Raw genomic sequence first — 26,051 nt, 5'->3', positions numbered from 1 at the left:
TCTCCGATGGTGCCCGCGAGCGGTTTCCTCGGGTTTGCCCGATGTTATCGGCGCATCACATTCCACTTCACCGGCGAATATCACAGCTGTGAGGAAAATGAACCGGCGCGTCAGGTGCCGAGTTTGTAGCCCCGGTGCAGGGCCACCACCCCGCCCGTGAGATTGCGCCACTTCACCCCGGCCCAGCCCGCCTCCGCGACCCGGCGGCCCAGCCGACGCTGGTTCGGCCAGTCGCGGATGGATTCGGCGAGGTACACATAGGCGTCCGGGTTACTGCTGACCACCCGGGCGATCATCGGCAGCACCTTCATCACGAACACCTGGTAGGCGGTTTTGAACACCGGGATCACCGGGGTGGAGAACTCGCAGATCACCAGCCGCCCGCCGGGCTTGGTCACGCGCAGCATCTCTCGCATCGCGAGGTCGTAATCGGCGATATTGCGCAGGGCGAACGAGATCGTCACCGCGTCGAAGGAGTTGTCGGCGAACGGTAGCGCCGTGGCGTCACCGGCGACCATCGGCAGACCCCGGGACCGCCCGGCGGCAAGCATGCCCTGCGAGAAATCGGCGGCCACGCACCAAGCGCCGGTCCGGCCCAGTTCGACGGTGGAGACGCCGGTGCCGGCGCCCAGGTCGAGTATCTGCTCACCGGGCCGCGGGGCGACGGCCTTGCGGGTCATCCACCGCCAGTAGCGGTCCTGCCCTGCCGTGAGCACGGTATTCGTCAGGTCGTATCGTCGCGCCACCCCGTCGAACATCGAAGCGACCTCGTGCGGTTGCTTGTCCAGCGAGGCCCGAACCGATTGCGTTTTCGCCACAGCCCCCGACCCTACTCGGCGCCGCTGCCATATCGGCGCGCCGATCCCGTCACATCGGTGCGCTGCCGGCGGTCACGTCGGTGGGCTGTTCGACATCACACCGCCGGCCGATCGGGGGTTGTGCCGCGGGTTCGATCAGACCGATGCCGCTGCCCCGCCACCGCATACGCATGCCGCACCACCCCGCTGATCGGCCACCGCCGCGCGACTGTGGCCGTCGCCCGACCTCGACGAGCCGACCCCGGTCGGCGCCGCGTGCCGGACATCTCGATGCACGGCGCATGCGATGCCGCCGCACACATGGTGACACCGCTGATCGTCCGCCGCGCGACTACGGCCGGCGCCGATCTCGACGAGCCGTCCCTGGCAGGCATCGGTCCGCCGCTTGCTGCACGTCGGCCCGGCGGGCCGATCAGGCCGAACGGGTCAACTGGTATTCGGCGCCGATCACGTCGGCGTAGTGGCCCATGAGTTGGGTGCACAGGGCCGGCCAAGTGCGGTGCAGTACCGATTTCCGGGCGGCCGCGCCGAATCGCACGCGCAGGGCGGGATCACGTAACGCGGTGATCGTGCTCGGCAGTAGTTCGGTGAACTCCGGGACCGGCAGCAGGTAGCCGTTGCGGCACGGGGAGATGAGGTCGCGCGGACCGCCGGCGTCGGGTCCGATCACGGGAACACCACTGGCCAGCGCCTCCTGAACACCTTGGCAGAAGGTTTCGTGCTCACCGGGATGCACCATCACGTCCAAACTGGCGTAGGCCTGCGCGAGTTCGTCGCCACCGAGTTCACCGGTGAATATCGCGTCGGGCAGCAATGCGGCCAGTTTCGGCCGTTCCGGTCCGTCACCGACGATCACCAGCTGAACGGCGGGATCACCGGCGAGTACTGCGAGCCGCTCGACATGTTTCTCGGGCGCCAACCGGCCCACGAATCCCACTACGAGCCGATCGTTTCCGCAGAGCCACCCGGCGCGCAGTCGTGGATTGCGGGCCGCGGGAGTGAACCGTGCCGCGTCGACTCCGCGCGCCCACCGATGAACGCGCGGAATCCCGTGCCGGGCCAGACTCTCCGCCGCGGCGCTCGACGGCGCCAGGGTGCGGGTCGCGCCCTCGTGGATGCGCCTGGTCCACCCCCAGGCCGCGCGGCCGGCCAGACCGAGTCCGTAGCTCTTGGCGAAGCCCGCCACATCGGTCTGATATACCGCCACCGTGGGCAGGTCCAGTCGCAGCGCGGCCGCCAGCCCGCCGGCACCCAGCAGAAAAGGGGACGCGAGATGCACCACATCGGCGTCGAAATCGTCCAGGACCCCCACCATCCCCGGCTGCGGCAGGCCCACTGGCAGCGAACTGATTTTCGGCACCATCACCGCGGGGACCCGGTGCACCGGGAATCGACCGTGGTGCCGCGGCGCGGGAGGACGTCCGCGGAGCGTATCCGGCGCGATGACGAGTGCCTCGTGTCCGTGCCGGTCCAGATGTTCCAGCACCCGCAGGACCGAGTTCACGACGCCGTTCATATTCGGGAGGAAGGACTCGGCAACGATGGCTACGCGCACATACGTCAGTCTGCGGGGTCGCGGGATCCCGGGACGCGTCGTCGATATGACACCGGATCGACGATCCGGCGAACACTCATCGAACCGGTTTCCGCACGCAACAGCAGCCACAGGGCGGGCAGCGTGAGTGCCCAGACGGTGGCGAGTACGGACAGCGCCGGCGGTATCGCGACCCGGACGTCGCGGCCCGCCACGCGCACCAGGTCGGGGTCGGCGCGGTTGTATTCGACGTTGATCCGTTCCCCGGCGGTGAGATTGGTCGGGTACAGCACACCCACTTTGGGATTGTGTGTCACACCGTCCGGGGTGACGTACATCACCGCGGAGCGCAACCGGCCGGCGGACAGCACCTCACCCGTTGTTTCGCCCTTGTCGGATTCGATCAGGTAATCGTTGCGCCAGGCCGCGAGTACCAGCAGCATCACCAGCACGCTCACCGAGACGGCGGCGATCAGCACACCGACGCGTATCCGCCGCAGGCGCTCGGAGCGGACCGACGAGACGGGCGGCGCGGATTCTGCGGACACACTCACCGCCGGGACGGTTTCCGCGCGTCCAGGCGCGGGGGGCGTGCCCAGCTCTTGCACGGGGTCGGGCGGCTCGGCCACATCTGCCTGGTCGGGCACGCTACCTCCTCCGGATCTCGATCCCTGTCGGCGTCCGCGACCGGGCGGTGCCGGCGGGACATCCGGGTGTTGCCACGCCGGCGAAAACCATGGGACCCGGACGCCGAGGTGGCGCCGGGTCGCGGCACCGCAACAGCCTAACGGGCGCCGTCGAGCCCGGCGTCCGGGTCCGGGTGGGCGGCACGGTGGTGGTTCGACCGGGTGTCGAGTTGCCGAAGTCGACTTCGTTGTCGCCGGAGCGACTGCGGTGCCGTGGGGGCTGTCGCGGGCGGCGGAGAGCACGTCCGCCGCGGGATGAATGTCCACGTCTTCCTGGACTCGGAGCAGTTGCGCGCCGCCGGCGGGGCTCCCGTAGCCCGCGCCCGATTCGCGGCAACCGGGAGTTCGATGGGCGCCGGTGTGGGCACGATCAGCGGAGTTACTTCGCTGGTCGGCGAGATTCTGCGGTGCTGGTAGCGCTCTGTGAGGTGGCGTATCTCCGGACGAGCAGGAGGTCTGAGCGCGGCGTCTCAGGGCTGTACGCAGGGCAGCAGCGAGGCGTGGGCGTCCACGGCGGGTTCGGCTACTGTGGGCGCTCATGGCCCGTAAATTCGGCTTCACGCTGTCCTATCCGATCCCGGTGGCCGAACTCCACGCCGCGCTCACCGGGGAAGAACTGTGGCGCGACCGCTTCGCCGGCGCGCAGACAGCCACACTCGACCTGACCCATCCGGGCGGGCCGGGCACCATCCGGCTCGCGATGAGCGAGAAGATCCGCCCGGAGAAGATCCCCGGCATCGTTCGCAAGGTCCTCAAGAGCGATCTGGTCGTCACCCGCGTGGACAACTGGCAGCCGCTGACCGGTGACACCGCCGAGGGCACCTTCGAGGGCACCTCGTCGGCCATCTCCTCGGAGATGACCGGAACCTACCGGCTCCGCTCCGCCGGCGACGGCTCCGAGCTCGAGGTCTCCGGTTCGGTCAAGGTCAAGGTCCCCCTGGTCGGCGGGGCCATCGAACCCCTGGCCGAACAGTTGCAGCGGCGGGTGGTGGAAAGCGAACGCAAATTCATCCTGAAATGGTTCGCCGAGCGCGCCAACGCCTGATCCTCGTTCGCCGGGGTTTCCGATACTCCTCGGCCCGGCGGCCCGGAACCGGACTCCACAGCCGGCCGGGCTCCGAGAAACCGAGGGGTTTCCCGATGCTCCGTGCGGCTGCTTCGGCTCGGGCGCCTCATCAGGCCGGACGTTACCTGCGGTGTGCCGAATTCGCCGAGGCTCCGGGACCATCGAGGTTTTCTGTTGCGACCGGGCGCTCGGTCGGCGTCGCGGATGGTGCGGGCGCCGAAACTGCTGACGTGGGCGCGATGGTCGGGGCCGCGGCCCGCGATGCCGACCAGATGCGCACCCGGTCGGCCCATCTCCGGTGTGGGCGAAGCCCGCGCACGCCGGTGGCCGGGCCTCAGAGCTCTTCGCAGGGCGCTTCCATCGCGGCGGACGGGTCGAACTCCGTCGGCTCCACCATCACGAGCCAGTTCCCGGAGTTGTCCCGGAAAACCGCCTCTACACCGTAGGGCCGCTCCGACGGCGGCTGGACGAACTCCACGCCCTTGGCCGACAGCTCCTTGTAGGCCTGCCGGCAATCGGTCGTGGTGAGCCCCAGCGAACCGTGGGTGCCGCCGGCCAGCGAGCGCCGGATCGCTTCGGCGAGGTTCTCGTCGAGGGGAGGGCCCGGCACCATCAGGGTCACCTGTAGTTCCGGATGGTCCGGTTGGGCCACGGTCACCCAGCGGAAACCGTTGTCGCCCATCTGCACATCGGCGGTCTCCACGAAACCGAGGGTGTCGATGTACCAGTTCTTCGCCTCGGTCTGATCGGTCACGTACACCGTGACCAGTGAGATATTGGTGATGATCGGGGTCATGAGGCGAGCCTAGGTGCGCCGCCTACGCTGCGGCTTCTCCGAAATTGCGGTGTCCGGCCGGCGGTCGGACAACCCGTGCATGAACACATAACAGCCGGGGATCCGCGGCGCGCCGTCGGCGAACTTCGCCTGGTACTCCGACGGTGAAACCCCCACGAGTTCGGTGAATTTGCGCGAGAACGAGCCCAGACTGGTGTACCCGACGAGCATGCATACCTCGGTCACCGTCGTATTGGTGGCGCGGAACAGGTCCTGGGCCCGCTCGATCCGCCGCTCGGCCAGATACAGCGCGGGCGTGCGACCGTAGGTGGCGGCGAAGCACCGCAGGAAGTGGTACTTCGAGACCCCGGCCGTCGCGGCCATACCGTCCAGGTCCAGTGGTCGTGCGTACTCGCGGTCGATGAGGTCACGCGCCCGGCGCAAATGGGGGAGCAGACCCTCGGGAACCGGCCGCGCCGCCATCGTCGCCTACCCGAACGGAACGAGCTCGTCGAAACGCATCGACGCGCGCCCGGCCGTGCGCCACGCCCGCGCCGTGAGGTCGAGATCCTCGTCGGTGACCAGATTGCCCATCACCCGGACGGCAGTGCGCTGCAGCAGTTTCGAGCGCATCACCGGCGGTCCGCCCATCGGCACCATCCGCGGGTGGGTCGCCAGCCCGGCGATCCGGCGGGCCACCGAATACGTGCGTCCGTATTTGCGGCGGAGCACGTCCGGCCACAGCCGGGTCAGGTCGGGTTCGTCCAGTAGGCCGGCGAGCATATGCCCGCCCTCGAGCCCGTAGTCGATACCTTCGCCGTTCAGCGGGTTCACACAACCGGCCGCATCACCCACCAGCACCCAGTTGCGGCCTGCGATATTCGAGACCGCCCCGCCCATCGGCAGCAGTGCCGAGGACACCGCCCGCAGCGGGCCGGTCAGCTCCCATTCGTCGCGCCGCAGGGCCGTGTAATGCTCCAGCAGGGGTTTCAAGGCGATATGCGAGGGCCGCCGCTCGGTCGCCAGCGAACCGACCCCGATATTCACCTCGCCGTTGGCGAGCGGGAAAACCCAGCCGTAGCCGGGGACCAGTTCCCCCTCGGCGTTACGCAGTTCCAGATGCGAGGTGATCCACTGGTCGTCACTGCGCCCGGACGCGATATAGGCACGGGCGGCCACGCCGTACGCATACTTGCGGTGCCAGGCGCGGCCGAGTTGTTTACCGACCGGGGAGCGGACCCCGTCGGCCACGATCAAGGTCTCGCAGCCGATCTCGGCGGTCCGCGCACCGGCGCGCACCACCACCCCGGTGACCCGGTCACCGTCGCGAACCACCTCGACGACCTTGGTGCCGTCGAACATCCGAGCCCCGGATTTCACGGCGGTATCGCGCAGTTTGTCATCCAGTTCGGTACGCGGTATCGCACTGCCGTAGGTCGGGAAGGAACCGGCCGGCCACGGTAGCAGGGCCTCGCGCCCGAATCCGGTCATCCGCAAACCGTGGTTGACGGTATGCGCGCGCACCCATTCACCCAGTCCCAGATGTTCGAGTTCCGCGGTGGCCCGCGGCGTCAGCCCGTCCCCACAGGTCTTGTCGCGTGGGAACACCGCGGAATCGAGCAGCAGCACATCACGACCCGCCCGGGCCGCCCAGGCCGCGGATGCGGAACCCGCCGGGCCGGCCCCGACCACCAGCACCTGCACGTGTGCGGGCAGCGGCCCCCGGTCGCTATCGGCTGGTGTGGCTTCGGGTGCACCCATGCGGACAATAGTTACAGGCCGCGGTCTGCGATGTCGATGGCGGTACGGTCAATACAGTGACGGTGTTCATGGGCGCTGCGGCATGGACACGCTAGGTTCATCACCGTGGGGTCGGACGCGTCCTTGGGAGAAGGTATGAGCACATCTGCTGTGAGCGAAGCCGGCACGATGGTGGCGGGGGTGGACCTCGGAGACGCCGCCCTCGCCGCGACAGTGCGCGAGGGCCTCGACCGGGTGGAGGAGTTACTGGTCGAGGAATTGTCGGACGGGGCGTCGTTCCTGCAGGAAGCCGCGCTGCATCTGGCCCGGGCCGGGGGTAAACGGTTCCGCCCGCTGTTCACCATTCTGACCGGGCAGCTCGGCCCCCGCCCCGACGATCCGGAGCTCATCACCGCAGGCACCGTCGTCGAACTGGTGCATCTGGCCACGCTCTATCACGACGATGTGATGGACGAGGCCACCATGCGGCGCGGCGCGCCGAGTGTGAACTCGCGCTGGGGTAACAGCGTGGCGATCCTGGCCGGTGACTATCTGTTCGCCCATGCTTCCCGTCTCACCTCCACCCTCGGCCCCGACGCGGTCCGCATCATCGCGGAGACCTTCGCCGAACTGGTCACCGGCCAGATGCGTGAGACCATGGGCGCCCGCGAAGCCACCGATCCGGTCGCGCACTACCTGAAGGTGGTGTGGGAGAAGACGGGCTCGCTGATCGCGGCCTCCGGCCGCTTCGGCGGTACGTTCTCCGGCGCCGATCTCGACCATGTGGAACGCCTCGCTCGCCTCGGCGACGCGGTGGGCACCGCCTTCCAGATCTCCGACGACATCATCGATATCTCGTCGGTTTCCGCCCAGTCGGGCAAAACCCCCGGCACCGATCTGCGCGAAGGTGTGCATACGCTCCCGGTCCTCTATGCCCTCCGGGACTCCGGTCCCGACGGCGACCGCCTGCGCGCTCTGCTGGATCACCCCCTCGAATCGGACGAGGAGGTCGCCGAAGCTCTCGAACTGCTCGGTCGTTCCCCGGGGATGACACAGGCCAAGGAGAAACTGCGGGAATACAGCGATATCGCCCATGCGGAACTGAAGGCGCTCCCCGCGGGCCCGGCGAACGATGCCTTGGTGCGGTTGGTCCAGTACACGATCGAACGGGTGGGTTGAGACCGGTTCTTCGGTGCCTTGTGCAGGAACTCCGGGGGAGGTTCGGTCGTTGACGCCGTGTAGCGGTTCTGGCCGAAATTCGCGCGTCTGAGCGCGTCACCTATACAGGAGTGCTATGCACGGGCACGGGTTTGCGAATGGGTTCAAAACGTTCGGGCTCATGGTCGGTCTTTCCGCGCTCATCGTGCTGGCGGGCGCAGCGTTCCGGAACACCACCATTCTGGTGATCGCGGTGCTACTGGCCGTGGGAATGAACGGTTATGCGTATTTCAACAGCGATAAACTCGCTCTGAAAGCGATGCGGGCGCAGCCGGTCAGCGAGATCGAGGCGCCGGTCATCTATCGCATCGTGCGCGAGTTGGCTACCACCGCGCGGCAACCGGTGCCGCGGCTGTACATAAGCCCCACGAATGCGCCGAATGCGTTCGCGACGGGGCGTAATCCACGTCACGCGGCGGTGTGCTGCACCAGCGGAATCCTGCAGATTCTGGACGAACGGGAGTTACGGGCCGTGCTCGGGCACGAACTGTCCCATGTCTACAACCGGGATATTCTCATCTCCTCGGTCGCCGGGGCGATGGCGGCAGTGATATCCGGGCTGGCGAATTTCGCCTATTTCGCGGCCGCTTTCGGCGGTAACCGGGGCGGTTCCGGTCCGAATTTCATCGGAGTTCTCCTGGTATCGCTGCTGGGACCCATTGCCGCGGGTCTGATCAAGCTGGCGGTTTCGCGGTCCCGCGAATACCAGGCCGACGAGTCGGGCGCCGAGCTGACCGGTGATCCACTGGCGCTGGCCTCGGCACTACGCAAATTGGAGCGCGGGGTACAGGCGGCGCCGCTGCCGCCCGAACCCCGGCTCACCGCACAATCGCATCTGATGATCGCCAACCCGTTCCGGGCCGGTGATCGGATGGCCCGGTTGTTTTCCACGCATCCGCCGATGTCCGACCGGATCGCACGGCTGGAAGAGATGGCCGGGCGGCGCTGAGCGGTTCTAGCGATAGTTGACGAACTGCAGTGCGATTCCGAAATCCTCGCCCTTGAGCAGGGAGATCACGGCCTGCAGATCATCGCGTTTCTTACTGGTCACACGCAGTTCGTCACCCTGGATCTGTGCTTTGACGCCCTTGGGGCCTTCATCGCGGATCTTCTTGGAGATCTTCTTCGCGTGTTCGGTGTCGATGCCCTGTACCAGCGAGCCGGTGATCTTGTAGGTTTTGCCCGAGGCGACCGGCTCGCCGGCATCGAAGGCCTTGAGGGAGATATCTCGCCGGATCAGCTTTTCCTTGAAAACCTCGAGTGCGGCTTTGACGCGCTCCTCGGATTCGGCGGTGAGTACCACTTTGTCCTCGCCCGACCATTCGATGCCTGCGCCTGTTCCCCGGAAGTCGTAGCGCGTGTTCAGTTCCTTCTCGGCCTGGTGCAGCGCGTTGTCGACCTCCTGCCGTTCGACCTTGCTGACGATATCGAATGATGAATCGGCCACACTGCGCTCCTGTTCGCTGTTGGATCACCCTGAGTGCTTACGCAAGCTACCTCGTTCGCGAAGTGCCACAGCATGAGCGGGTCGCGCCGGAGGCGGCAGTGCAGCGTCACCACGCAGGGCACCCGCTCATGCTCGGTCGATATTGTGCCGTCGTGCCGATGTCGGCCGGTCGGGCGACCGTGTCGATTTCGGTGGATCGGGCGATCTGGCCAGCCGGTTTGCATTCCGGGTGCGGGTTCGTTGTATCCTGCTCACCGCACTCGAAAAGTGATCGCGAGATTGCCGAGTGCGGTTCCAGGCAGGTTGCCCGAGCGGCCAATGGGAGCAGACTGTAAATCTGTCGGTGAAAGCCTACGTAGGTTCGAATCCTACACCTGCCACTACGAACCCCCGCCGGTGAAATCCGGCGGGGGTTCTGTCGTATCCAGGGTGCCGCGCACCGTCCGACACAACCGAAAAATACGCTCTGACCACCCGGTTTGGTGCTGTCGGCGGTAAGTGTGTACTCTCGTTCAAGTCTTCGAGGCAACGGGCAGGAGATCATCCGGTTCCGCTGCGGAGAAGTCGCGCCCCCTTAGCTCAGTCGGCAGAGCGTTTCCATGGTAAGGAAAAGGTCAACGGTTCGATTCCGTTAGGGGGCTCGCCGGATTGCCGGTGGTGTCCGACTCGGCACTCCAAGCCGCGACGTCGCCGTCGCAGATGGCGTATAAGGCGGTGTAGCTCAGGCGGTAGAGCAAACGACTCATAATCGTTGTGTCGCCGGTTCGAGTCCGGCCATCGCTACCCATACTGATTGACCCTCTGGTTGACCGGAAAGAAGGCATATCGTGGCCGCGAAGTCCACCGATGTCCGGCCAAAGATCACCTTGGCCTGCGAGCAGTGCAAGCATCGCAACTACATCACCAAGAAGAACCGGCGCAACGACCCGGACCGGCTGGAGCTGAAGAAGTTCTGCCCGAACTGCGGTACGCACCGCGCGCATCGCGAATCCCGCTGACCCTCGCACGTGGCGTCGTTGCTCCGGCGGCGACGCCTCACCTGCCGGGGCAGATCGGGTGATGCCGATCGCACGATGTGCGGGTTCCGCACTCTCGTGATCGCCTCACCGTGACGCGCCTGTTCGGCTCGTTACAGTTATGGTTCCTTCATGGGCGGGATTTCCGCCCGTTCGCGGCCGGCAATGGGCCGCGGTATCGATCGGGCGGCTGTGCGGTCTCCCTCTCGGCTACGCCGGCTACCACCTACTGGACTGACGTCCAGCCGCCAAGCAGACTCCGTGCTGCGGGGTCAGATAGGTACAGTCCTCCCGTGACAACGAACACCGGAACAGACGAAGTGGCCGCGATGGAAGCGGAGTTCGATCCCGCCGCCCATGCGGCCGCTATGGTCGGTCACCACTATCGCGTCGACGACTACTACGAGGTCGGCCGCGAAAAGGTCCGCGAGTACGCCCGCGCCGTACAGGACAGCCACCCGGTGCACTGGGACGAAGATATCGCGCTGGAGTACGGCTACGACGGCCTGGTAGCCCCGCTGACCTTCATCTCGCTCGTCGGCATCCTGGCTCAGCGCAAGCTCTTCGAGACGGTCGTCACCGGGTACGACCTCAGCCAGATCATGCAGACCGACCAGATCCTGGAGTTCCACCGCCCGATCCTCGTGGGCGACCGGTTGACCTGCGATGTGTATCTGCACTCGTTCCGCCAGGCATTCGGCGGCGACATCATCGTCACCAAGAACATCGTCACCGATCAGCACGACGAGCTGGTGCTCACCACCTACACCACGCTGGTCGGCCGCAGTGGCGGTGATATCGATCCCAACCTGAACGAGGCTGTGCGCAAGGTCCTGATGCACGGGATGGAAGCGTCCATGCCGGACCACACGCCACGTTCACATCCCGCCCCACCGGCTCCGGCGGCGGAGAAGACCGCGCCGACCCGGTTCGCGCGCTCGTTCGCCGACGTGTCCGTCGGTGACGAGCTGCCCGCCCGGATCGTGCGGCTCACCCGCGGCGATCTGGTGAACTATGCCGGTGTCTCCGGCGACGCCAATCCCATCCACTGGAGCGACGAGGTCGTGAAGCTGGTGGATCTCGAGACCTGTGTCGGCCACGGCATGCTCTCCATGGGCCTGGGTGGCGGATTCGTCACCTCCTGGCTGGGCGATCCCGGCGCCGTGAAGGAGTACAACGTCCGGTTCACCAGCCCGGTATTCGTGAGTGCTACCGAACCGGCCGAGGTCGAATTCACCGGCAAGATCAAATCCGTCGATCCGGAAACCCGGAACGCGGTGATCGCCATCGTGGCCAAGTCCGGTGGGCGCAAGATCTTCGGCCGGGCCACAGCAACCGTCCAGTTGTCCTGACCTGGTCGAGCGCCCCGGATTGGCTTCTGCTGCCAGCCGTGCCGTACACTCGGGTTTCTGGGGTCACCAGCCGATGCGCGCTGCTCTGCAAGGCTGGTTCCAGGCGGGGTTCTCGAGTGTCGGCCGTACGGGCTGAGTAGGCTCGGGTCGAACCGGTCGCACCGGTCCCGCCGACGGGGCCGGCATCTGCCGGAGCGGCGCGCGTGTTGTGTGACACCGACACCGATAATTGAATACCGCAGTGTGGCTGGATCGCACGCAAGTGTCCGGTTCAGCCGAAGGGGCGTAGCTCAAATGGCAGAGCAGCGGTCTCCAAAACCGCAGGTTGCAGGTTCAAGTCCTGTCGCCCCTGCCCTGGATGCCCGGCGATGAGAGAGGATCGACGTGACCGACGAGCGGGATGACACCGCCGCCGCGCAGCGGCCGAGCGGAAAGCGCTCCGCTCGGCGGGGTCGGTCCGCCACGTCGGGCGCGTCCGATACCGGTTCGATCGCGACCATCGATCGGCCCGCGCGTAAGGACGAGAAGAAGTCCGGCCGAGCCGATCGGGACCGGTCACGGAATCCGTTCAAGCGTTTGTTCAAGTTCCTGCGTGAGGTGATCGCGGAACTGCGGAAGGTTATCTGGCCCAACCGGAAGCAGATGATCACCTATACGACCGTTGTTCTGGTGTTCGTGATCTTCATGGTCGCGTTCATCAGCGGGTTGGATCTGGCGTTCATCAAGGGTGTCGACTGGTTGTTCGGCTAGCCAGGCGATATCGGCGCCGGTGCCCCGATCCGCGCCCGCGGGCCGGACGCCAGACAAGACCGCCGCGCCCGAACCCGGCACGCAGAGGATGCACGTGACGACACAGGAAGCGAGTGCCCAGTGAGCACCCCGGAGAACGACACCACCGACGAGTTCCCGGTCGACGATCAGACGGCCGAGGAGGCCGCTGTACACGTCGAGGAGCCGGCGTCCGACGCCGCGCCCGAGGCTGCCGACGAGGCCGCACCCGCATCCGCCGACGAAGGTGAGCCGGATCCGGTCGAGCAGATGAAGGCCGTGCTGCGGCGTGCTCCCGGCGACTGGTACGTCATCCACTCCTACGCCGGCTACGAGAACAAGGTGAAGACCAACCTCGAGACCCGTGTGCAGAACCTGGACCTGGAGGACTACATCTTCCAGGTCGAGGTGCCCACCGAAGAGGTCACCGAGATCAAGAACGGTCAGCGCAAGAGCGTCAACCGCAAGGTGCTACCGGGCTACATCCTGGTTCGGATGGATCTGAACGACGAGTCCTGGGGTGCGGTACGCAACACCCCCGGCGTCACCGGATTCGTCGGTGCCACCTCGCGTCCCTCGCCGCTGACCATCAACGAAGTGGTGAAGTTCCTGGTTCCGGCCTCCCAGCAGAAGAAGGCGCCCGCGCCGGCTGCTGCCGCGGCCAGTGCGGAAACCGCCGGCGAGACCCCGGCCAAGCCCACCATCGAGGTCGATTTCGAGGTCGGCGAATCGGTGACGGTGATGGACGGTCCGTTCGCGACGCTGCCCGCCACCATCTCCGAGGTCAATGCCGAACAGCAGAAGCTCAAGGTGCTGGTCTCGATCTTCGGTCGTGAAACGCCGGTCGAGCTGGAATTCACCAAGGTCGCCAAGATCTAGCGGCGGCGCCTGTGCCTCCCGGGGCTTTTGCGTCCCGGGCCGGACCTTGCAGAGCGCAAGGAACACCACACAACTAGGAAAGAAAGATGCCCCCCAAGAAGAAGAAGCTCGCCGGGATCATCAAGCTTCAGATCCAGGCCGGCCAGGCGAACCCGGCTCCGCCGGTGGGCCCGGCGCTCGGTCAGCACGGCGTCAACATCATGGAGTTCTGCAAGGCCTACAACGCCGCGACCGAATCGCAGCGCGGCAATGTGGTGCCGGTCGAGATCTCGGTGTACGAGGATCGGTCCTTCGACTTCAAGCTGAAGACCCCGCCCGCCGCCAAGCTGCTGCTCAAGGCTGCCGGTGTGCAGAAGGGTTCGCCCGAGCCGCACCGCAACAAGGTCGCCACGGTGACCATGGATCAGGTGCGCGAGATCGCCAAGACCAAGCAGGAAGATCTGAACGCCAACGATATCGATCAGGCGGCCAAGATCATCGCGGGTACCGCGCGCTCGATGGGAATCACTGTCGAAGGCTGAGCGTCGGCGCCGGAGGCGGTAGCGCGGCGTAACCACGCAGGCGTAGTGAAGCTCCATCAGGCGCTGAGGCCGGGGATCGTCATGGATCCCGCATTCGGTGGGAGGGCCGGCCAGGCCCGATAACCACGGCTGAACCACAAACAAGGACAGAGAATCATGGCAAAACGAAGCAAGGCGTATCTCGCCGCGGCCGAGAAGGTCGATCGCAACAAGCTGTACTCCCCGCTGGCCGCCGCGCGGCTGGCCAAGGAGACCTCCACCACCAAGACCGATGCGACCGTCGAGGTCGCCGTGCGGCTCGGTGTGGACCCCCGTAAGGCCGATCAGATGGTCCGCGGCACGGTGAACCTGCCGCACGGCACCGGTAAAACCGCCCGCGTCATCGTGTTCGCGGCCGGTGAGAAAGCTGCCGAGGCCGAGGCCGCCGGCGCGGACGCCGTCGGCGCCGAGGACCTGATCGAGCGGATCCAGGGCGGCTGGCTGGACTTCGACGCCGCGATCGCCACCCCGGACCAGATGGCCAAGGTCGGCCGGATCGCGCGTGTGCTGGGCCCGCGCGGCCTGATGCCGAACCCGAAGACCGGTACGGTCACCACCGATGTGACCAAGGCGGTCAACGACATCAAGGGCGGCAAGATCAACTTCCGCGTCGACAAGCAGGCCAACCTGCACTTCGTCATCGGCAAGGCGTCCTTCGACGACAACAAGCTGGTGGAGAACTACGGTGCCGCGCTGGACGAGATCCTGCGGGCCAAGCCGTCGACGGCCAAGGGGCGTTACGTCAAGAAGGTGACGGTTTCGACGAACACCGGACCGGGCATCCCGGTGGACCCGAACCGCACCCGCAACCTCCTGGAAGAGGACGCGACCGCGTAAGGCGCTCAGCAAGTAGACCGATAGCGGTGGGAACGGATACCCGTTCCCACCGCTATCGTCGTTTTCGGGCCCGTGCCGTGTCCGGGACGCCCGGATACGGTGCGTATCGACCGCCGCCGAACCCGGCCGGTCTCGGTGAGCGGAACCTGCAGGTCCACGAATTTTCCGTGCGCCCAACGCGTGTAATCGGTCCGGGACACCCGTAAGGTTCACGCGCAGATCGCCGCGGTCGCCTTCCGTCCGCTCGGCGACCCGTTCGTCGGCCCATCCGCCTGCTCGGACGGCCGAACGGCGCAGGCCGTTTTGCCAGGACAGGGTTTCACCAGGTAGTCTTGCTGAGGTTGTCGACCGGTTCGACACCACCCAATCTGTTCTACCGAAGACCGTAGGTCTGCCGGTTCCGTACGGAATCGGCCGAAGGTCCGGCGAGAGTGCCGGCGGCCCACGCAGGGAGAGCCGAGGCTGGGAGTGAGCACAGGATTCGTCGCTGTGCCGGATACTCTTTCGCGCCCCGGAACGCTCTGCGTTCGGGGCGCTTGTTCTTTCGCCGGCCCCTGATGCGGTAGGGCAATCCCGAACCGACATCAGAGAGGAGGCGAAGTATGGCGAAACCCGAGAAGGTTGCCGCGGTCGCGGAGATCACTGAGCAGTTCAAGGGCTCGACGGCGGCAGTTATCACGGAATACCGTGGCCTGTCCGTCGGTGCCCTCACCGAACTGCGTCGTGCGCTCGGTGCCGACACCACGTACTCCGTCGCCAAGAACACCCTGGTGAAGCGCGCCGCGGCCGAGGCCGGCGTGGAGGGCCTGGACGACCTGTTCGTCGGACCCACCGCGATTGCGTTCATCTCCGGTGAGCCCGTCGAGGCTGCCAAGGCCCTCAAGACCTTCGCCAAGGATCACAAGGCGCTGGTCATCAAGGGCGGCTACATGGACGGCGCTCCGCTGTCCGTGTCCGAGGTCGAGCGGATCGCCGATCTGGAGTCCCGCGAGGTCCTGCTGGCCAAGCTGGCCGGTGCCATGAAGGGCAACCTGGCCAAGGCCGCCGGTCTGTTCAACGCTCCCGCTTCGCAGGTGGCCCGCCTGGCCGCCGCGCTGCAGGAGAAGAAGCAGGCCGAAGGCGGCGAAGCCGCCGCGGAGTAACACCGTCCGCACTCCCCGCGGAACGGTCGATCCCGGCTCGCCCGCACAGACATTCACTATCGAAAGGAAACAACAATGGCCAACGTTGACGAGCTGCTCGAAACCTTCGGCAACATGACCCTGCTCGAGCTGTCGGACTTCGTGAAGAAGTTCGAGGAGAAGTTCGAGGTCACCGCTGCTGCGCCGGTTGCCGTCGCCGCCGCCGGTGCCGCCCCGGCCGCCGCCGAGGCCGCCGAGGAGCAGGACGAGTTCGACGTCATCCTCGAGGGTGCCGGCGATAAGAAGATCCAGGTCATCAAGGTGGTCCGTGAGATCGTCTCCGGTCTGGGCCTGAAGGAAGCCAAGGACCTCGTCGAGGGTGCTCCGAAGCCGATCCTGGAAAAGGTGGCCAAGGACGCCGCCGATGCCGCCAAGGAGAAGCTGGAAGCTGCCGGCGCCAAGGTTTCGGTCAAGTAATTCCGAGCTGTGTCCATCGAGCGTGGGCGAGGGCCCCGCGTGGTTACGCTTCGCTACCACCCCCGGGCCTGACTTGCCCACGCTGCAGCATCAGAAATGGGCGGTTCCTCCGGGAACCGCCCATTTTTTTGTTCGCTGGTTAACCGCGATTCTGCGGTGTGGGGGCCTCCGGCGATGGTTACTCTTCAGTCAGGTCGGGTGTGTTACCGCGGTCCCATGAGTTACAGTGGCCGGACCCACTGTGACGTGACGCACCGCTACCGGGTCAGCGGTGCAGAGTGGGTAGCTCGCTGAGAAATGTGGAGGTTGGCGTGGGCGTCGAGGTCAGGACCGAGGGTGCAACCAAGTCGTTCGGTTCACAGCGGATTTGGCAGGACGTTTCTCTTACCCTGCCTGCCGGTGAGGTCAGCGCGCTGCTGGGCCCGTCGGGTACCGGTAAGTCCGTATTCCTGAAATCGCTGATCGGTCTGCTACGGCCGGAGCGCGGATCCATTTTCATCGGTGATACCGATATCACCACCTGTTCGAACAAGGAACTCTACGAGATCCGCAAACTGTTCGGCGTGCTGTTCCAGGACGGCGCATTGTTCGGTTCGATGAATCTCTACGACAATGTCGCCTTCCCGCTGCGCGAGCACACCAAGAAACCGGAATCCGAGATCCGCAAGATCGTGATGGAGAAGCTGGAACTCACCGGTCTTCTCGGCGCGGAGGGCAAACTGCCCGGCGAGATCTCCGGCGGTATGCGTAAACGTGCCGGTCTGGCGCGCGCGCTGGTGCTCGATCCGCAGATCATCCTGGTCGACGAGCCCGACTCGGGGCTGGATCCGGTGCGTACCTCATATCTCAGCCAGTTGCTGATCGATATCAACGCCCAGATCGACGCCACGATTCTGATCGTGACGCACAACATCAACCTGGCGCGTACGGTGCCCGACAACATCGGCATGCTCTTCCGTCGCCAGCTGGTGATGTTCGGCCCGCGCGAGGTGCTGCTCACCAGCGAGGAGCCGGTGGTGAAGCAGTTCCTCAACGGTCGCATGATCGGTCCCATCGGTATGTCCGAGGAGAAGGACGAGGCCCAGATGGCGCGCGAGCAGGCCCTCGTCGACGCCGGCCACCATCACGGCGGTGCCGAAGAGGTCGAGGGCATCATCCCGCAGATGAAGGCGCAGCCGGGGATGCCGGTCCGGCAGGCCGTCCAGCGGCGGAAGAACCGGGTGCGCGAGATCATGCACACCCTGCCGCATGCCGCGCAGGCCGCAATCCGCGAATCGCTCGACCAGAACGACGAGACCATGGTGATGTCCTACAACTCCGGGCAGCAGCTCGGTTCGGGTGACCAAGGTAACGATTTCCCCGGTTCGGACTTCGACACCATGCAGTATCCCAAGGTGTAACAGAGCTCGCTGGCGAGAAGCAGCGCGTCGGGTTTCCCACCCGGCGCGCTGTTCGTTTGTCGCGCGACGACGCGTCCGCGGCGCCGGTGGCGTGTGTTCAGGGACCGTTGCTGCCGATCTTGTAGTGCGGCAGGCAATCCGGCAGACCGCCAGGTCGGCACGGGCACTTGACGAGTTTCGCCGGACCAGTCACGCTATTGGAGGCAGCATCAGTTGCCTCGGTAGTGCACGACCACCCACGCCGAATCGGTTCCTCGGCGGCCCGGCCGTGGCCCGGAACGCAGCCAGCGAAACCGGCCCGGCGCGTCAGCCGCGCAGCGGTTCGTGGGGGTGGTACTTTGACACCTCCGTATAGGTAGGTGTAGGTTTGGACGTTGCGCTGGCTGCCTCCTGTCCATACCTTGATCGCACTACGAAAGTTCCACCCTTCCGGTGTTGCTTCCGTTGTTTGCTGTTCGAGTCTCGTTCGGGTTGTGACCAGCGAGAATCCCAAAATGTAGCAGACAAGCGACGGTCGCGGACCACCACGCGACGCGCGTGAGGTGCTGGAAGGACGCATCTTGGCAGTCTCCACCCAGACAAGCGCCAATACGAAGCTGGGAGTTTCCGGAGGTATCCCCGGGGCTCCGTTGCGGGTGTCTTTCGCGAAGCTCCGGGAGCCGCTGGAGGTGCCCGGACTTCTCGATCTACAAACGGAATCTTTCGCCTGGCTGGTCGGCACGCCGGAATGGCGTGAGCGGGCCGCCGCTCGCGGCGACGGCGGGCTGGTCGGCGGGCTCGAAGAGGTCCTCGAGGAGCTCTCCCCGATCGAGGATTTCTCCGGCTCGATGTCCCTGTCCTTCTCCGATCCGCGCTTCGAAGAGGTCAAGGCCTCCATCGACGAGTGCAAAGACAAGGACATGACCTACGCGGCGCCGTTGTTCGTCACCGCGGAGTTCATCAACAACAACACCGGCGAGATCAAGAGCCAGACGGTCTTCATGGGCGATTTCCCGATGATGACCGACAAGGGCACCTTCATCATCAACGGCACCGAGCGCGTCGTGGTGTCCCAGCTGGTCCGTTCGCCGGGCGTCTATTTCGACCAGACGGTCGACAAGAGCACGGAAAAGGATCTGCACAGCGTCCGGGTCATCCCGAGCCGCGGTGCCTGGCTGGAGTTCGACGTCGACAAGCGCGACACCGTCGGTGTCCGTATCGACCGTAAGCGCCGTCAGCCGGTCACCGTTCTGCTCAAGGCCCTCGGCTGGACCAACGAGGAGATCGCCGAGCGTTTCGGCTTCTCCGAGATCATGATGTCCACCCTGGAGAAGGACAACACCGCCGGCCAGGACGAGGCACTGCTCGATATCTACCGGAAACTGCGTCCGGGCGAGCCGCCGACCAAGGAATCCGCGCAGACCCTGCTGGAGAACCTGTTCTTCAAGGAGAAGCGCTACGACCTGGCCCGTGTCGGCCGGTACAAGGTCAACAAGAAGCTGGGCGTGAACGCCGGCGTCCCGGTCACCGGTTCGGTGCTCACCAAGGACGATATCGTCGCCATCATCGAATACCTGGTTCGTCTGCACCAGGGTGATCGTGTGATGACCGTCCCCGGTGGCGTCGAGGTCCCGGTCGAGGTCGACGATATCGATCACTTCGGCAACCGCCGTATCCGTACCGTCGGCGAGCTGATCCAGAACCAGATCCGCGTCGGCCTGTCCCGGATGGAACGTGTCGTGCGTGAGCGCATGACCACCCAGGACGTCGAGGCCATCACGCCGCAGACCCTGATCAACATCCGTCCCGTCGTGGCGGCGATCAAGGAATTCTTCGGCACCTCGCAGCTGTCGCAGTTCATGGACCAGAACAACCCGCTGTCGGGCCTGACCCACAAGCGCCGCCTCAACGCGCTGGGCCCGGGTGGTCTGTCCCGTGAACGCGCCGGCCTCGAGGTCCGCGACGTCCACCCGTCGCACTACGGCCGGATGTGCCCGATCGAGACCCCGGAAGGCCCGAACATCGGCCTGATCGGCTCGCTCGCGGTGTATGCGCGGGTCAACCCGTTCGGTTTCATCGAGACGCCGTACCGCAAGGTGGTCGACGGCCGGGTCACCGACGAGGTCGTCTATCTGACCGCCGACGAAGAGGACCGGCACACCCGTGCCCAGGCCAATTCGCCGATCGACGCGGACGGCCGCTTCATCGACGATCGGATTCTCGCCCGCAAGGGCAACGAGGAGATGGAGTACGTCGGTCCCGGTGAGGTCGACTACATGGACGTCTCGCCGCGCCAGATGGTGTCGGTGGCGACCGCCATGATCCCGTTCCTCGAACACGACGACGCCAACCGTGCCCTCATGGGCGCGAACATGCAGCGTCAGGCCGTGCCGCTGATCCGTTCCGAGGCGCCCGTGGTGGGCACCGGTATGGAGCTGCGCGCCGCGGTCGACGCCGGCGATGTGGTCGTGAACGAGAAGCCCGGTGTGGTGGAGGAGGTCTCCGCCGACTACATCACCGTCATGCACGACGACGGCACCCGGCGTAGCTACCGGATGCGTAAGTTCGCCCGCTCCAACCAGGGCACCTGCGCCAACCAGCGGCCGATCGTGGACGAGGGGCAGCGGGTCGAGTTCGGCCAGGTCCTGGCCGACGGGCCGTGCACCGAGAACGGTGAGATGGCGCTGGGCAAGAACCTGCTCGTCGCGATCATGCCGTGGGAAGGCCACAACTACGAGGACGCGATCATCCTGTCGCAGCGCCTCGTGGAGGACGACGTCCTCACCTCGATCCATATCGAAGAGCACGAGATCGACGCCCGCGACACCAAGCTGGGCGCCGAGGAGATCACCCGGGACATCCCGAACGTCTCCGACGAGGTGCTGGCCGATCTGGACGAGCGGGGCATCGTGCGTATCGGTGCCGAGGTTCGCGACGGCGACATCCTGGTCGGCAAGGTCACCCCGAAGGGTGAAACCGAGCTGACCCCCGAGGAGCGGCTGCTGCGCGCGATCTTCGGTGAGAAGGCGCGCGAGGTGCGCGATACCTCGCTGAAGGTGCCGCACGGCGAATCCGGCAAGGTCATCGGTATCCGGGTGTTCTCCCGCGAGGACGACGACGATCTGCCTCCGGGCGTGAACGAGCTGGTCCGGGTGTACGTCGCGCAGAAGCGCAAGATCCAGGACGGCGACAAGCTGGCCGGCCGTCACGGCAACAAGGGTGTTATCGGCAAGATCCTGCCGACCGAGGATATGCCGTTCCTGCCGGACGGCACCCCGGTCGACATCATCCTGAACACCCACGGTGTGCCGCGTCGTATGAATATCGGCCAGATCCTGGAAACCCACCTCGGCTGGATCGGCAAGGCGGGCTGGAAGGTCGATATCGCCGCCGACGGCACCCGCCCGGACTGGGCGAAGGCACTGCCCGAGCAGATGCTGGGTGCTCCGGCCGACTCCAATATCGCCACCCCCGTCTTCGACGGTGCGCGTGAAGAGGAGCTGACCGGTCTGCTCGCCTCGACCCTGCCGAACCGCGACGGTGAGCGCATGGTCGACGACGACGGTAAGGCGATGCTGTTCGACGGCCGTTCCGGCGAACCGTTCCCGTACCCGGTGGCTGTCGGCTACATGTACATCCTGAAGCTGCACCACCTGGTCGACGACAAGATCCACGCCCGCTCGACCGGCCCGTACTCGATGATCACCCAGCAGCCGCTGGGTGGTAAGGCGCAGTTCGGTGGTCAGCGTTTCGGCGAAATGGAATGCTGGGCCATGCAGGCCTACGGTGCCGCCTACACCCTGCAGGAACTGCTGACCATCAAGTCCGACGACGTGGTGGGCCGGGTGAAGGTCTACGAGGCGATCGTCAAGGGCGAGAACATTCCGGAGCCGGGCATTCCGGAATCGTTCAAGGTTCTGCTCAAGGAACTCCAGTCGCTGTGCCTCAATGTCGAGGTGCTGTCCTCCGACGGTGCCGCGATCGAGATGCGCGACGGCGACGACGAGGACTTGGAGCGGGCGGCGGCCAACCTGGGCATCAACCTGTCCCGGAACGAAGCGGCCACCGTCGACGATCTGGCGAACTAGGGCGTCGGCCGGGTGCCGTAACCGGATTACGGCTCGGCACCCGGCTGGTGCGTTCGAACCCATAGAGAACTTTTGCTCGTATTCGACCCGCACAGGGGAAAGGAAGTTACGTGCTAGACGTCAACTTCTTCGATGAACTCCGGATCGGCCTGGCCACCGCCGAGGACATCCGTAACTGGTCCTACGGCGAGGTTAAGAAACCGGAGACCATCAACTACCGCACGCTCAAGCCGGAGAAGGATGGCTTGTTCTGCGAGAAGATCTTCGGTCCTACCCGGGACTGGGAGTGCTACTGCGGTAAGTACAAGCGCGTCCGCTTCAAGGGCATCATCTGTGAGCGCTGCGGTGTCGAGGTGACCCGCGCCAAGGTGCGCCGTGAGCGGATGGGCCATATCGAACTGGCCGCCCCGGTCACCCACATCTGGTACTTCAAGGGTGTGCCGAGCCGGCTCGGCTACCTGCTCGACCTGGCGCCGAAGGATCTGGAAAAGATCATCTACTTCGCCGCCTACGTCATCACCGCTGTCGACGAGGAAATGCGGCACAACGAGCTGTCGACCCTCGAAGCGGAGATGGAGGTCGAGAAGAAGACCGTCACCGATCAGCGGGACGCCGATCTCGAGGCCCGGGCCCAGAAGCTCGAAGCCGATCTCGCCGAGCTGGAGGCCGAAGGCGCCAAGTCCGATGTCCGCCGCAAGGTGAAGGACGGCGGCGAGCGCGAGATGAAGCAGCTCCGCGACCGCGCCCAGCGGGAGCTGGACCGGCTCGAGGAGATCTGGAACACCTTCACCAAGCTGGCTCCCAAGCAGCTGATCGTGGACGAGGTGCTCTACCGCGAGCTGCAGGACCGCTACGGCGAATACTTCACCGGCGCGATGGGTGCGGAGTCCATCCAGAAGCTGATGGAGAACTTCGATATCGAGGCCGAGGCCGAGAACCTGCGCGAGACCATCCGCAGCGGCAAGGGTCAGAAGAAGCTGCGCGCGCTCAAGCGGCTCAAGGTCGTGGCTGCCTTCCAGACCAACGGCAACTCGCCCATGGGTATGGTGCTCGACGCCGTTCCGGTGATCCCGCCGGAACTGCGGCCGATGGTTCAGCTCGACGGTGGCCGGTTCGCCACCTCCGACCTGAACGACCTGTACCGCCGGGTGATCAACCGCAACAACCGCCTCAAGCGACTGATCGACCTCGGTGCGCCCGAGATCATCGTCAACAACGAGAAGCGGATGCTGCAGGAGTCCGTGGACGCGCTGTTCGACAACGGCCGTCGTGGCCGGCCGGTCACCGGCCCGGGCAACCGTCCGCTGAAGTCCCTCAGCGATCTGCTCAAGGGCAAGCAGGGCCGGTTCCGCCAGAACCTGCTCGGTAAGCGTGTCGACTACTCGGGCCGTTCGGTCATCGTCGTCGGCCCGCAGCTGAAACTGCACCAGTGCGGTCTGCCCAAGCTGATGGCGCTGGAGCTGTTCAAGCCGTTCGTGATGAAACGGCTGGTGGACCTGAACCACGCGCAGAACATCAAATCCGCGAAGCGGATGGTGGAGCGGCAGCGGCCGCAGGTGTGGGATGTGCTCGAAGAGGTCATCGCCGAGCATCCCGTACTGCTGAACCGTGCGCCGACCCTGCACCGCCTCGGTATCCAGGCCTTCGAACCGCAGCTGGTGGAAGGTAAGGCCATCCAGCTGCACCCGCTGGTCTGTGAGGCGTTCAACGCCGACTTCGACGGTGACCAGATGGCCGTGCACCTGCCGCTGTCGGCGGAGGCGCAGGCCGAGGCCCGCATCCTGATGCTGTCCTCGAACAACATCCTGTCGCCGGCGTCCGGTCGTCCGCTCGCCATGCCCCGTCTGGACATGGTGACCGGTCTGTACTACCTGACCCGGTTCGACGACGGCGCCAAGGGCGAGTACCGGCCCGCCACCGCCGACGGTCCGGAGACGGGCGTGTACTCCTCGCCGGCCGAAGCGCAGATGGCGGTCGACCGCGGTGAACTGACCGTGCGGTCGAATATCAAGGTGCGGCTGACCGATCAGCGTCCGCCCAAGGACATCGAAGCGGAGCTGTTCCCGGAGGGCTGGCGGCGCGGCGATGCCTGGACCATCCAGACCACGCTGGGCCGGGTGCTGTTCAACGAACTGCTGCCCGGGGACTACGCGTTCATCAACGAGCCGATGCCCAAGAAGCGGCAGGCGACGATCATCAACGATCTCGCCGAGCGGTACCCGATGATCGTGGTCGCGCAGACCGTCGACAAGCTCAAGGACGCCGGCTTCTACTGGGCCACGCGTTCGGGTGTCACCGTCTCCATGTCGGACGTGCTCGTTCCGCCGGAGAAGGCCGAGATCATGGAGCGCTACGAGGCGCAGTCCGATCAGATCGAGAAGAAGTACCAGCGTGGTGCGCTCGATCACCAGGAGCGCAACAACGCCCTGGTCAAGATCTGGCAGGAAGCGACCGAAGAGGTCGGTAAGGCGCTGCGCGCGCACTACCCGGCCGATAACCCGATCATCACGATCGTCGATTCGGGTGCCACGGGTAACTTCACCCAGACCCGTACCCTCGCGGGTATGAAGGGCCTGGTGACGAACCCGAAGGGTGAGTTCATCCCGCGGCCGATCAAGTCCTCGTTCCGTGAGGGCCTGACCGTTCTCGAGTACTTCATCAACACCCACGGTGCTCGTAAGGGTCTGGCCGACACCGCGCTGCGTACCGCCGACTCGGGTTACCTGACCCGTCGTCTGGTGGATGTTTCGCAGGACGTGATCGTGCGCGAAACCGACTGTGCGACCGAGCGCGGCATCGTGGTGCATATCGCGGAGAAGCAGCCGGACGGCACCATGATCCGCGATCCGCATGTGGAGACCTCCGCCTACGCCCGGACGCTCGCGTCCGATGCGGTGGACTCCGCCGGCAACGTGGTGGTGGGCAAGGGCGCCGACCTCGGCGATCCGGCCATCGAGGCGCTGCTGGAAGCCGGTATCACCGAGGTCCGGGTCCGCTCCGTGCTGACCTGTGGCACCGGTACCGGTGTCTGTGCGGTCTGCTACGGCCGTTCGATGGCGACCGGCAAGCTGGTCGATATCGGCGAGGCCGTCGGCATCGTCGCCGCCCAGTCCATCGGTGAGCCCGGTACCCAGCTGACCATGCGTACCTTCCACCAGGGTGGTGTCGCGGGTGATGACATCACCGGCGGTCTGCCGCGTGTGCAGGAGCTGTTCGAGGCGCGCGTGCCCAAGGGCAAGGCGCCCATCGCCGAGGTGTCGGGCCGGATCCGGCTGGAGGACGACGACCGCTTCTACAAGATCACCATCATCCCCGATGACGGTGGTGACGAAGTGGTCTACGACAAGCTGTCGAAGCGTCAGCGTCTGCGTGTCTTCAAGCACGAAGACGGTTCCGAGCGTCTGCTGGCCGACGGCGATCACGTCGAGGTCGGCCAGCAGTTGCTGGAAGGCGCGGCGGATCCGCACGAGGTGCTGCGCGTGATGGGCCCCCGGCAGGTGCAGATCCACCTGGTCCACGAGGTCCAGGAGGTCTACCGCTCGCAGGGTGTGTCGATCCACGACAAGCACATCGAGGTCATCGTCCGCCAGATGCTGCGCCGGGTGACGATCATCGATTCGGGTGCCACCGAGTTCCTGCCCGGTTCGCTCACCGAGCGCGCCGAGTTCGAGGCGTCCAACCGCCGGGTCGTCGCCGAGGGCGGCGAGCCCGCGGCCGGCCGTCCGGTGCTGATGGGTATCACCAAGGCGTCGCTGGCCACCGATTCCTGGCTGTCGGCGGCGTCCTTCCAGGAGACCACCCGAGTCCTCACGGACGCGGCCATCAACTGCCGCTCCGACAGGCTCATCGGTCTCAAGGAGAATGTGATCATCGGTAAGCTGATCCCGGCCGGTACCGGTATCAACCGGTACCGCAACATCCAGGTACAGCCGACCGAAGAGGCCCGTGCCGCGGCGTACGCGGTGCCGTCCTACGACGACACCTACTACAGCCCGGAGGGCTTCGGCGCCACCACCGGTGCCGCGGTTCCGCTGGACGATTACGGGTTCAGCGACTACCGGTAATCGGTTCGTTCGGTAACAGCACATCGGCCCCCCCCCCGGTGGGGGGGGGGGGGGGGTGGGGGGTGGGGGGCCCCGGGGGGGCCGGGGGGGGGGGGAGCCGGGCGGGGGGGGGGGGCGGCGGGGGGTTGTTTCGCCACCCCTCTGGTTGTGCCCGCCCCCCGGCGTCCCCCCGCGGGGGCCCCCCCCCCCCCCCCCCCCCCCCCCCCCGGGGGCCCCCCCCCCGATG

Annotated in this window: 22 protein-coding genes and 4 tRNA genes; 19 read left to right on the top strand and 7 right to left on the bottom strand. The window is 65.9% G+C overall.

Going from position 1 to position 26,051, the window contains the following annotated elements; translation table 11 throughout:
• Positions 1-110: 110 nt before the first annotated feature.
• The 3 genes from QH195_RS25080 to QH195_RS25070 all read right to left on the bottom strand — a co-directional run bounded on the left by QH195_RS25080 (position 111) and on the right by QH195_RS25070 (position 2,795).
• Complete coding sequence (locus tag QH195_RS25080) at positions 111-818, bottom strand: demethylmenaquinone methyltransferase (protein WP_280422056.1); 708 nt, start codon at positions 816-818, stop codon at positions 111-113.
• Between the two features lie 412 nt (positions 819-1,230).
• Complete coding sequence (locus tag QH195_RS25075; protein ID WP_280437245.1) at positions 1,231-2,373, bottom strand: glycosyltransferase family 4 protein; 1,143 nt, start codon at positions 2,371-2,373, stop codon at positions 1,231-1,233.
• Positions 2,374-2,378: 5 nt separating this feature from the next.
• Complete coding sequence (locus QH195_RS25070) at positions 2,379-2,795, bottom strand: DUF3592 domain-containing protein (protein WP_280437280.1); 417 nt, start codon at positions 2,793-2,795, stop codon at positions 2,379-2,381.
• Positions 2,796-3,251: 456 nt separating this feature from the next.
• Between QH195_RS25070 and QH195_RS25065 the strand changes: the two genes are divergently transcribed.
• Positions 3,252-3,455, top strand: a complete 204-nt coding sequence (locus tag QH195_RS25065; RefSeq protein ID WP_280437244.1) for a hypothetical protein — start codon at positions 3,252-3,254, stop codon at positions 3,453-3,455.
• Between the two features lie 121 nt (positions 3,456-3,576).
• Positions 3,577-4,083, top strand: coding sequence for a DUF2505 domain-containing protein (locus tag QH195_RS25060; RefSeq protein ID WP_280422053.1), 507 nt, complete (start codon positions 3,577-3,579; stop codon positions 4,081-4,083).
• 355 nt (positions 4,084-4,438) lie between these two features.
• Here QH195_RS25060 and QH195_RS25055 read toward each other — a convergent pair whose 3' ends face one another.
• From QH195_RS25055 to QH195_RS25045, 3 genes are read right to left on the bottom strand one after another with little or no spacing between them, the layout of a single operon-like run.
• Complete coding sequence (locus QH195_RS25055) at positions 4,439-4,891, bottom strand: VOC family protein (RefSeq protein ID WP_280422086.1); 453 nt, start codon at positions 4,889-4,891, stop codon at positions 4,439-4,441.
• An 18-nt stretch (positions 4,892-4,909) separates the two neighbouring features.
• Positions 4,910-5,362 carry a helix-turn-helix transcriptional regulator gene (locus QH195_RS25050; RefSeq protein WP_280422052.1) on the bottom strand — a complete coding sequence of 151 codons (453 nt, stop codon included), beginning with the start codon at positions 5,360-5,362 and terminating at the stop codon, positions 4,910-4,912.
• Between the two features lie 6 nt (positions 5,363-5,368).
• Complete coding sequence (locus tag QH195_RS25045) at positions 5,369-6,640, bottom strand: geranylgeranyl reductase family protein (protein WP_280437243.1); 1,272 nt, start codon at positions 6,638-6,640, stop codon at positions 5,369-5,371.
• A 135-nt stretch (positions 6,641-6,775) separates the two neighbouring features.
• On the opposite strand from QH195_RS25045, the gene QH195_RS25040 reads away from it, so the two are divergent.
• Both QH195_RS25040 and htpX read left to right on the top strand, forming a co-directional pair.
• Positions 6,776-7,798: a polyprenyl synthetase family protein gene (locus QH195_RS25040; RefSeq protein WP_280437242.1), complete on the top strand. Its 1,023-nt coding sequence runs from the start codon at positions 6,776-6,778 to the stop codon at positions 7,796-7,798.
• Between the two features lie 115 nt (positions 7,799-7,913).
• The gene (htpX, locus tag QH195_RS25035; protein WP_280422049.1) at positions 7,914-8,786 is read left to right on the top strand and encodes a zinc metalloprotease HtpX; all 873 of its coding nucleotides are present in this window, start codon (positions 7,914-7,916) and stop codon (positions 8,784-8,786) included.
• Positions 8,787-8,792: 6 nt separating this feature from the next.
• Here the strand turns inward: htpX and QH195_RS25030 are convergent, their stop codons facing one another.
• Entirely contained in the window at positions 8,793-9,284 is a 492-nt protein-coding gene (locus tag QH195_RS25030) for a YajQ family cyclic di-GMP-binding protein (RefSeq protein ID WP_195058564.1), read from the bottom strand.
• 297 nt (positions 9,285-9,581) lie between these two features.
• On the opposite strand from QH195_RS25030, the gene QH195_RS25025 reads away from it, so the two are divergent.
• The 15 genes from QH195_RS25025 to QH195_RS24955 all read left to right on the top strand — a co-directional run bounded on the left by QH195_RS25025 (position 9,582) and on the right by QH195_RS24955 (position 25,825).
• Positions 9,582-9,664, top strand: a tRNA-Tyr gene (locus tag QH195_RS25025).
• A gap of 188 nt (positions 9,665-9,852) precedes the next feature.
• Positions 9,853-9,925, top strand: a tRNA-Thr gene (locus QH195_RS25020).
• 69 nt (positions 9,926-9,994) lie between these two features.
• Positions 9,995-10,067: transfer RNA gene (locus tag QH195_RS25015), tRNA-Met, on the top strand.
• A gap of 44 nt (positions 10,068-10,111) precedes the next feature.
• A complete protein-coding gene (gene rpmG, locus QH195_RS25010; RefSeq protein ID WP_011211653.1) occupies positions 10,112-10,282 on the top strand; it encodes a 50S ribosomal protein L33 in 171 nt (56 codons plus the stop codon).
• Positions 10,283-10,629: 347 nt separating this feature from the next.
• Positions 10,630-11,652, top strand: a complete 1,023-nt coding sequence (locus QH195_RS25005) for a fused (3R)-hydroxyacyl-ACP dehydratase subunits HadA/HadB (RefSeq protein ID WP_280437279.1) — start codon at positions 10,630-10,632, stop codon at positions 11,650-11,652.
• Positions 11,653-11,931: 279 nt separating this feature from the next.
• A tRNA-Trp gene (locus tag QH195_RS25000) sits at positions 11,932-12,004 on the top strand.
• A 26-nt stretch (positions 12,005-12,030) separates the two neighbouring features.
• A complete protein-coding gene (gene secE / locus QH195_RS24995) occupies positions 12,031-12,402 on the top strand; it encodes a preprotein translocase subunit SecE (RefSeq protein ID WP_432278501.1) in 372 nt (123 codons plus the stop codon).
• Between the two features lie 120 nt (positions 12,403-12,522).
• The gene (gene nusG, locus QH195_RS24990) at positions 12,523-13,299 is read left to right on the top strand and encodes a transcription termination/antitermination protein NusG (protein ID WP_280437241.1); all 777 of its coding nucleotides are present in this window, start codon (positions 12,523-12,525) and stop codon (positions 13,297-13,299) included.
• 86 nt (positions 13,300-13,385) lie between these two features.
• Complete coding sequence (gene rplK / locus QH195_RS24985) at positions 13,386-13,820, top strand: 50S ribosomal protein L11 (RefSeq protein WP_280422046.1); 435 nt, start codon at positions 13,386-13,388, stop codon at positions 13,818-13,820.
• A 156-nt stretch (positions 13,821-13,976) separates the two neighbouring features.
• A complete protein-coding gene (gene rplA / locus QH195_RS24980) occupies positions 13,977-14,696 on the top strand; it encodes a 50S ribosomal protein L1 (RefSeq protein WP_280422045.1) in 720 nt (239 codons plus the stop codon).
• Positions 14,697-15,298: 602 nt separating this feature from the next.
• Positions 15,299-15,838 carry a 50S ribosomal protein L10 gene (rplJ, locus tag QH195_RS24975; RefSeq protein ID WP_280437240.1) on the top strand — a complete coding sequence of 180 codons (540 nt, stop codon included), beginning with the start codon at positions 15,299-15,301 and terminating at the stop codon, positions 15,836-15,838.
• 75 nt (positions 15,839-15,913) lie between these two features.
• Positions 15,914-16,294: a 50S ribosomal protein L7/L12 gene (gene rplL, locus QH195_RS24970; RefSeq protein ID WP_280422043.1), complete on the top strand. Its 381-nt coding sequence runs from the start codon at positions 15,914-15,916 to the stop codon at positions 16,292-16,294.
• Positions 16,295-16,605: 311 nt separating this feature from the next.
• Positions 16,606-17,694, top strand: a complete 1,089-nt coding sequence (locus QH195_RS24965) for an ABC transporter ATP-binding protein (RefSeq protein ID WP_280422042.1) — start codon at positions 16,606-16,608, stop codon at positions 17,692-17,694.
• 542 nt (positions 17,695-18,236) lie between these two features.
• Positions 18,237-21,761, top strand: coding sequence for a DNA-directed RNA polymerase subunit beta (locus QH195_RS24960; RefSeq protein WP_280422041.1), 3,525 nt, complete (start codon positions 18,237-18,239; stop codon positions 21,759-21,761).
• Between the two features lie 110 nt (positions 21,762-21,871).
• Entirely contained in the window at positions 21,872-25,825 is a 3,954-nt protein-coding gene (locus QH195_RS24955) for a DNA-directed RNA polymerase subunit beta' (protein WP_280422040.1), read from the top strand.
• The last annotated feature ends 226 nt before the right edge of the window (positions 25,826-26,051 follow it).

This window comes from Nocardia carnea (assembly GCF_029868855.1).
GTDB classification, from domain to species: domain Bacteria; phylum Actinomycetota; class Actinomycetes; order Mycobacteriales; family Mycobacteriaceae; genus Nocardia; species Nocardia carnea_A.
The sequence above is the reverse complement of the archived record's forward strand: the minus strand, read 5'-3'. Positions and strand labels throughout refer to the sequence as shown.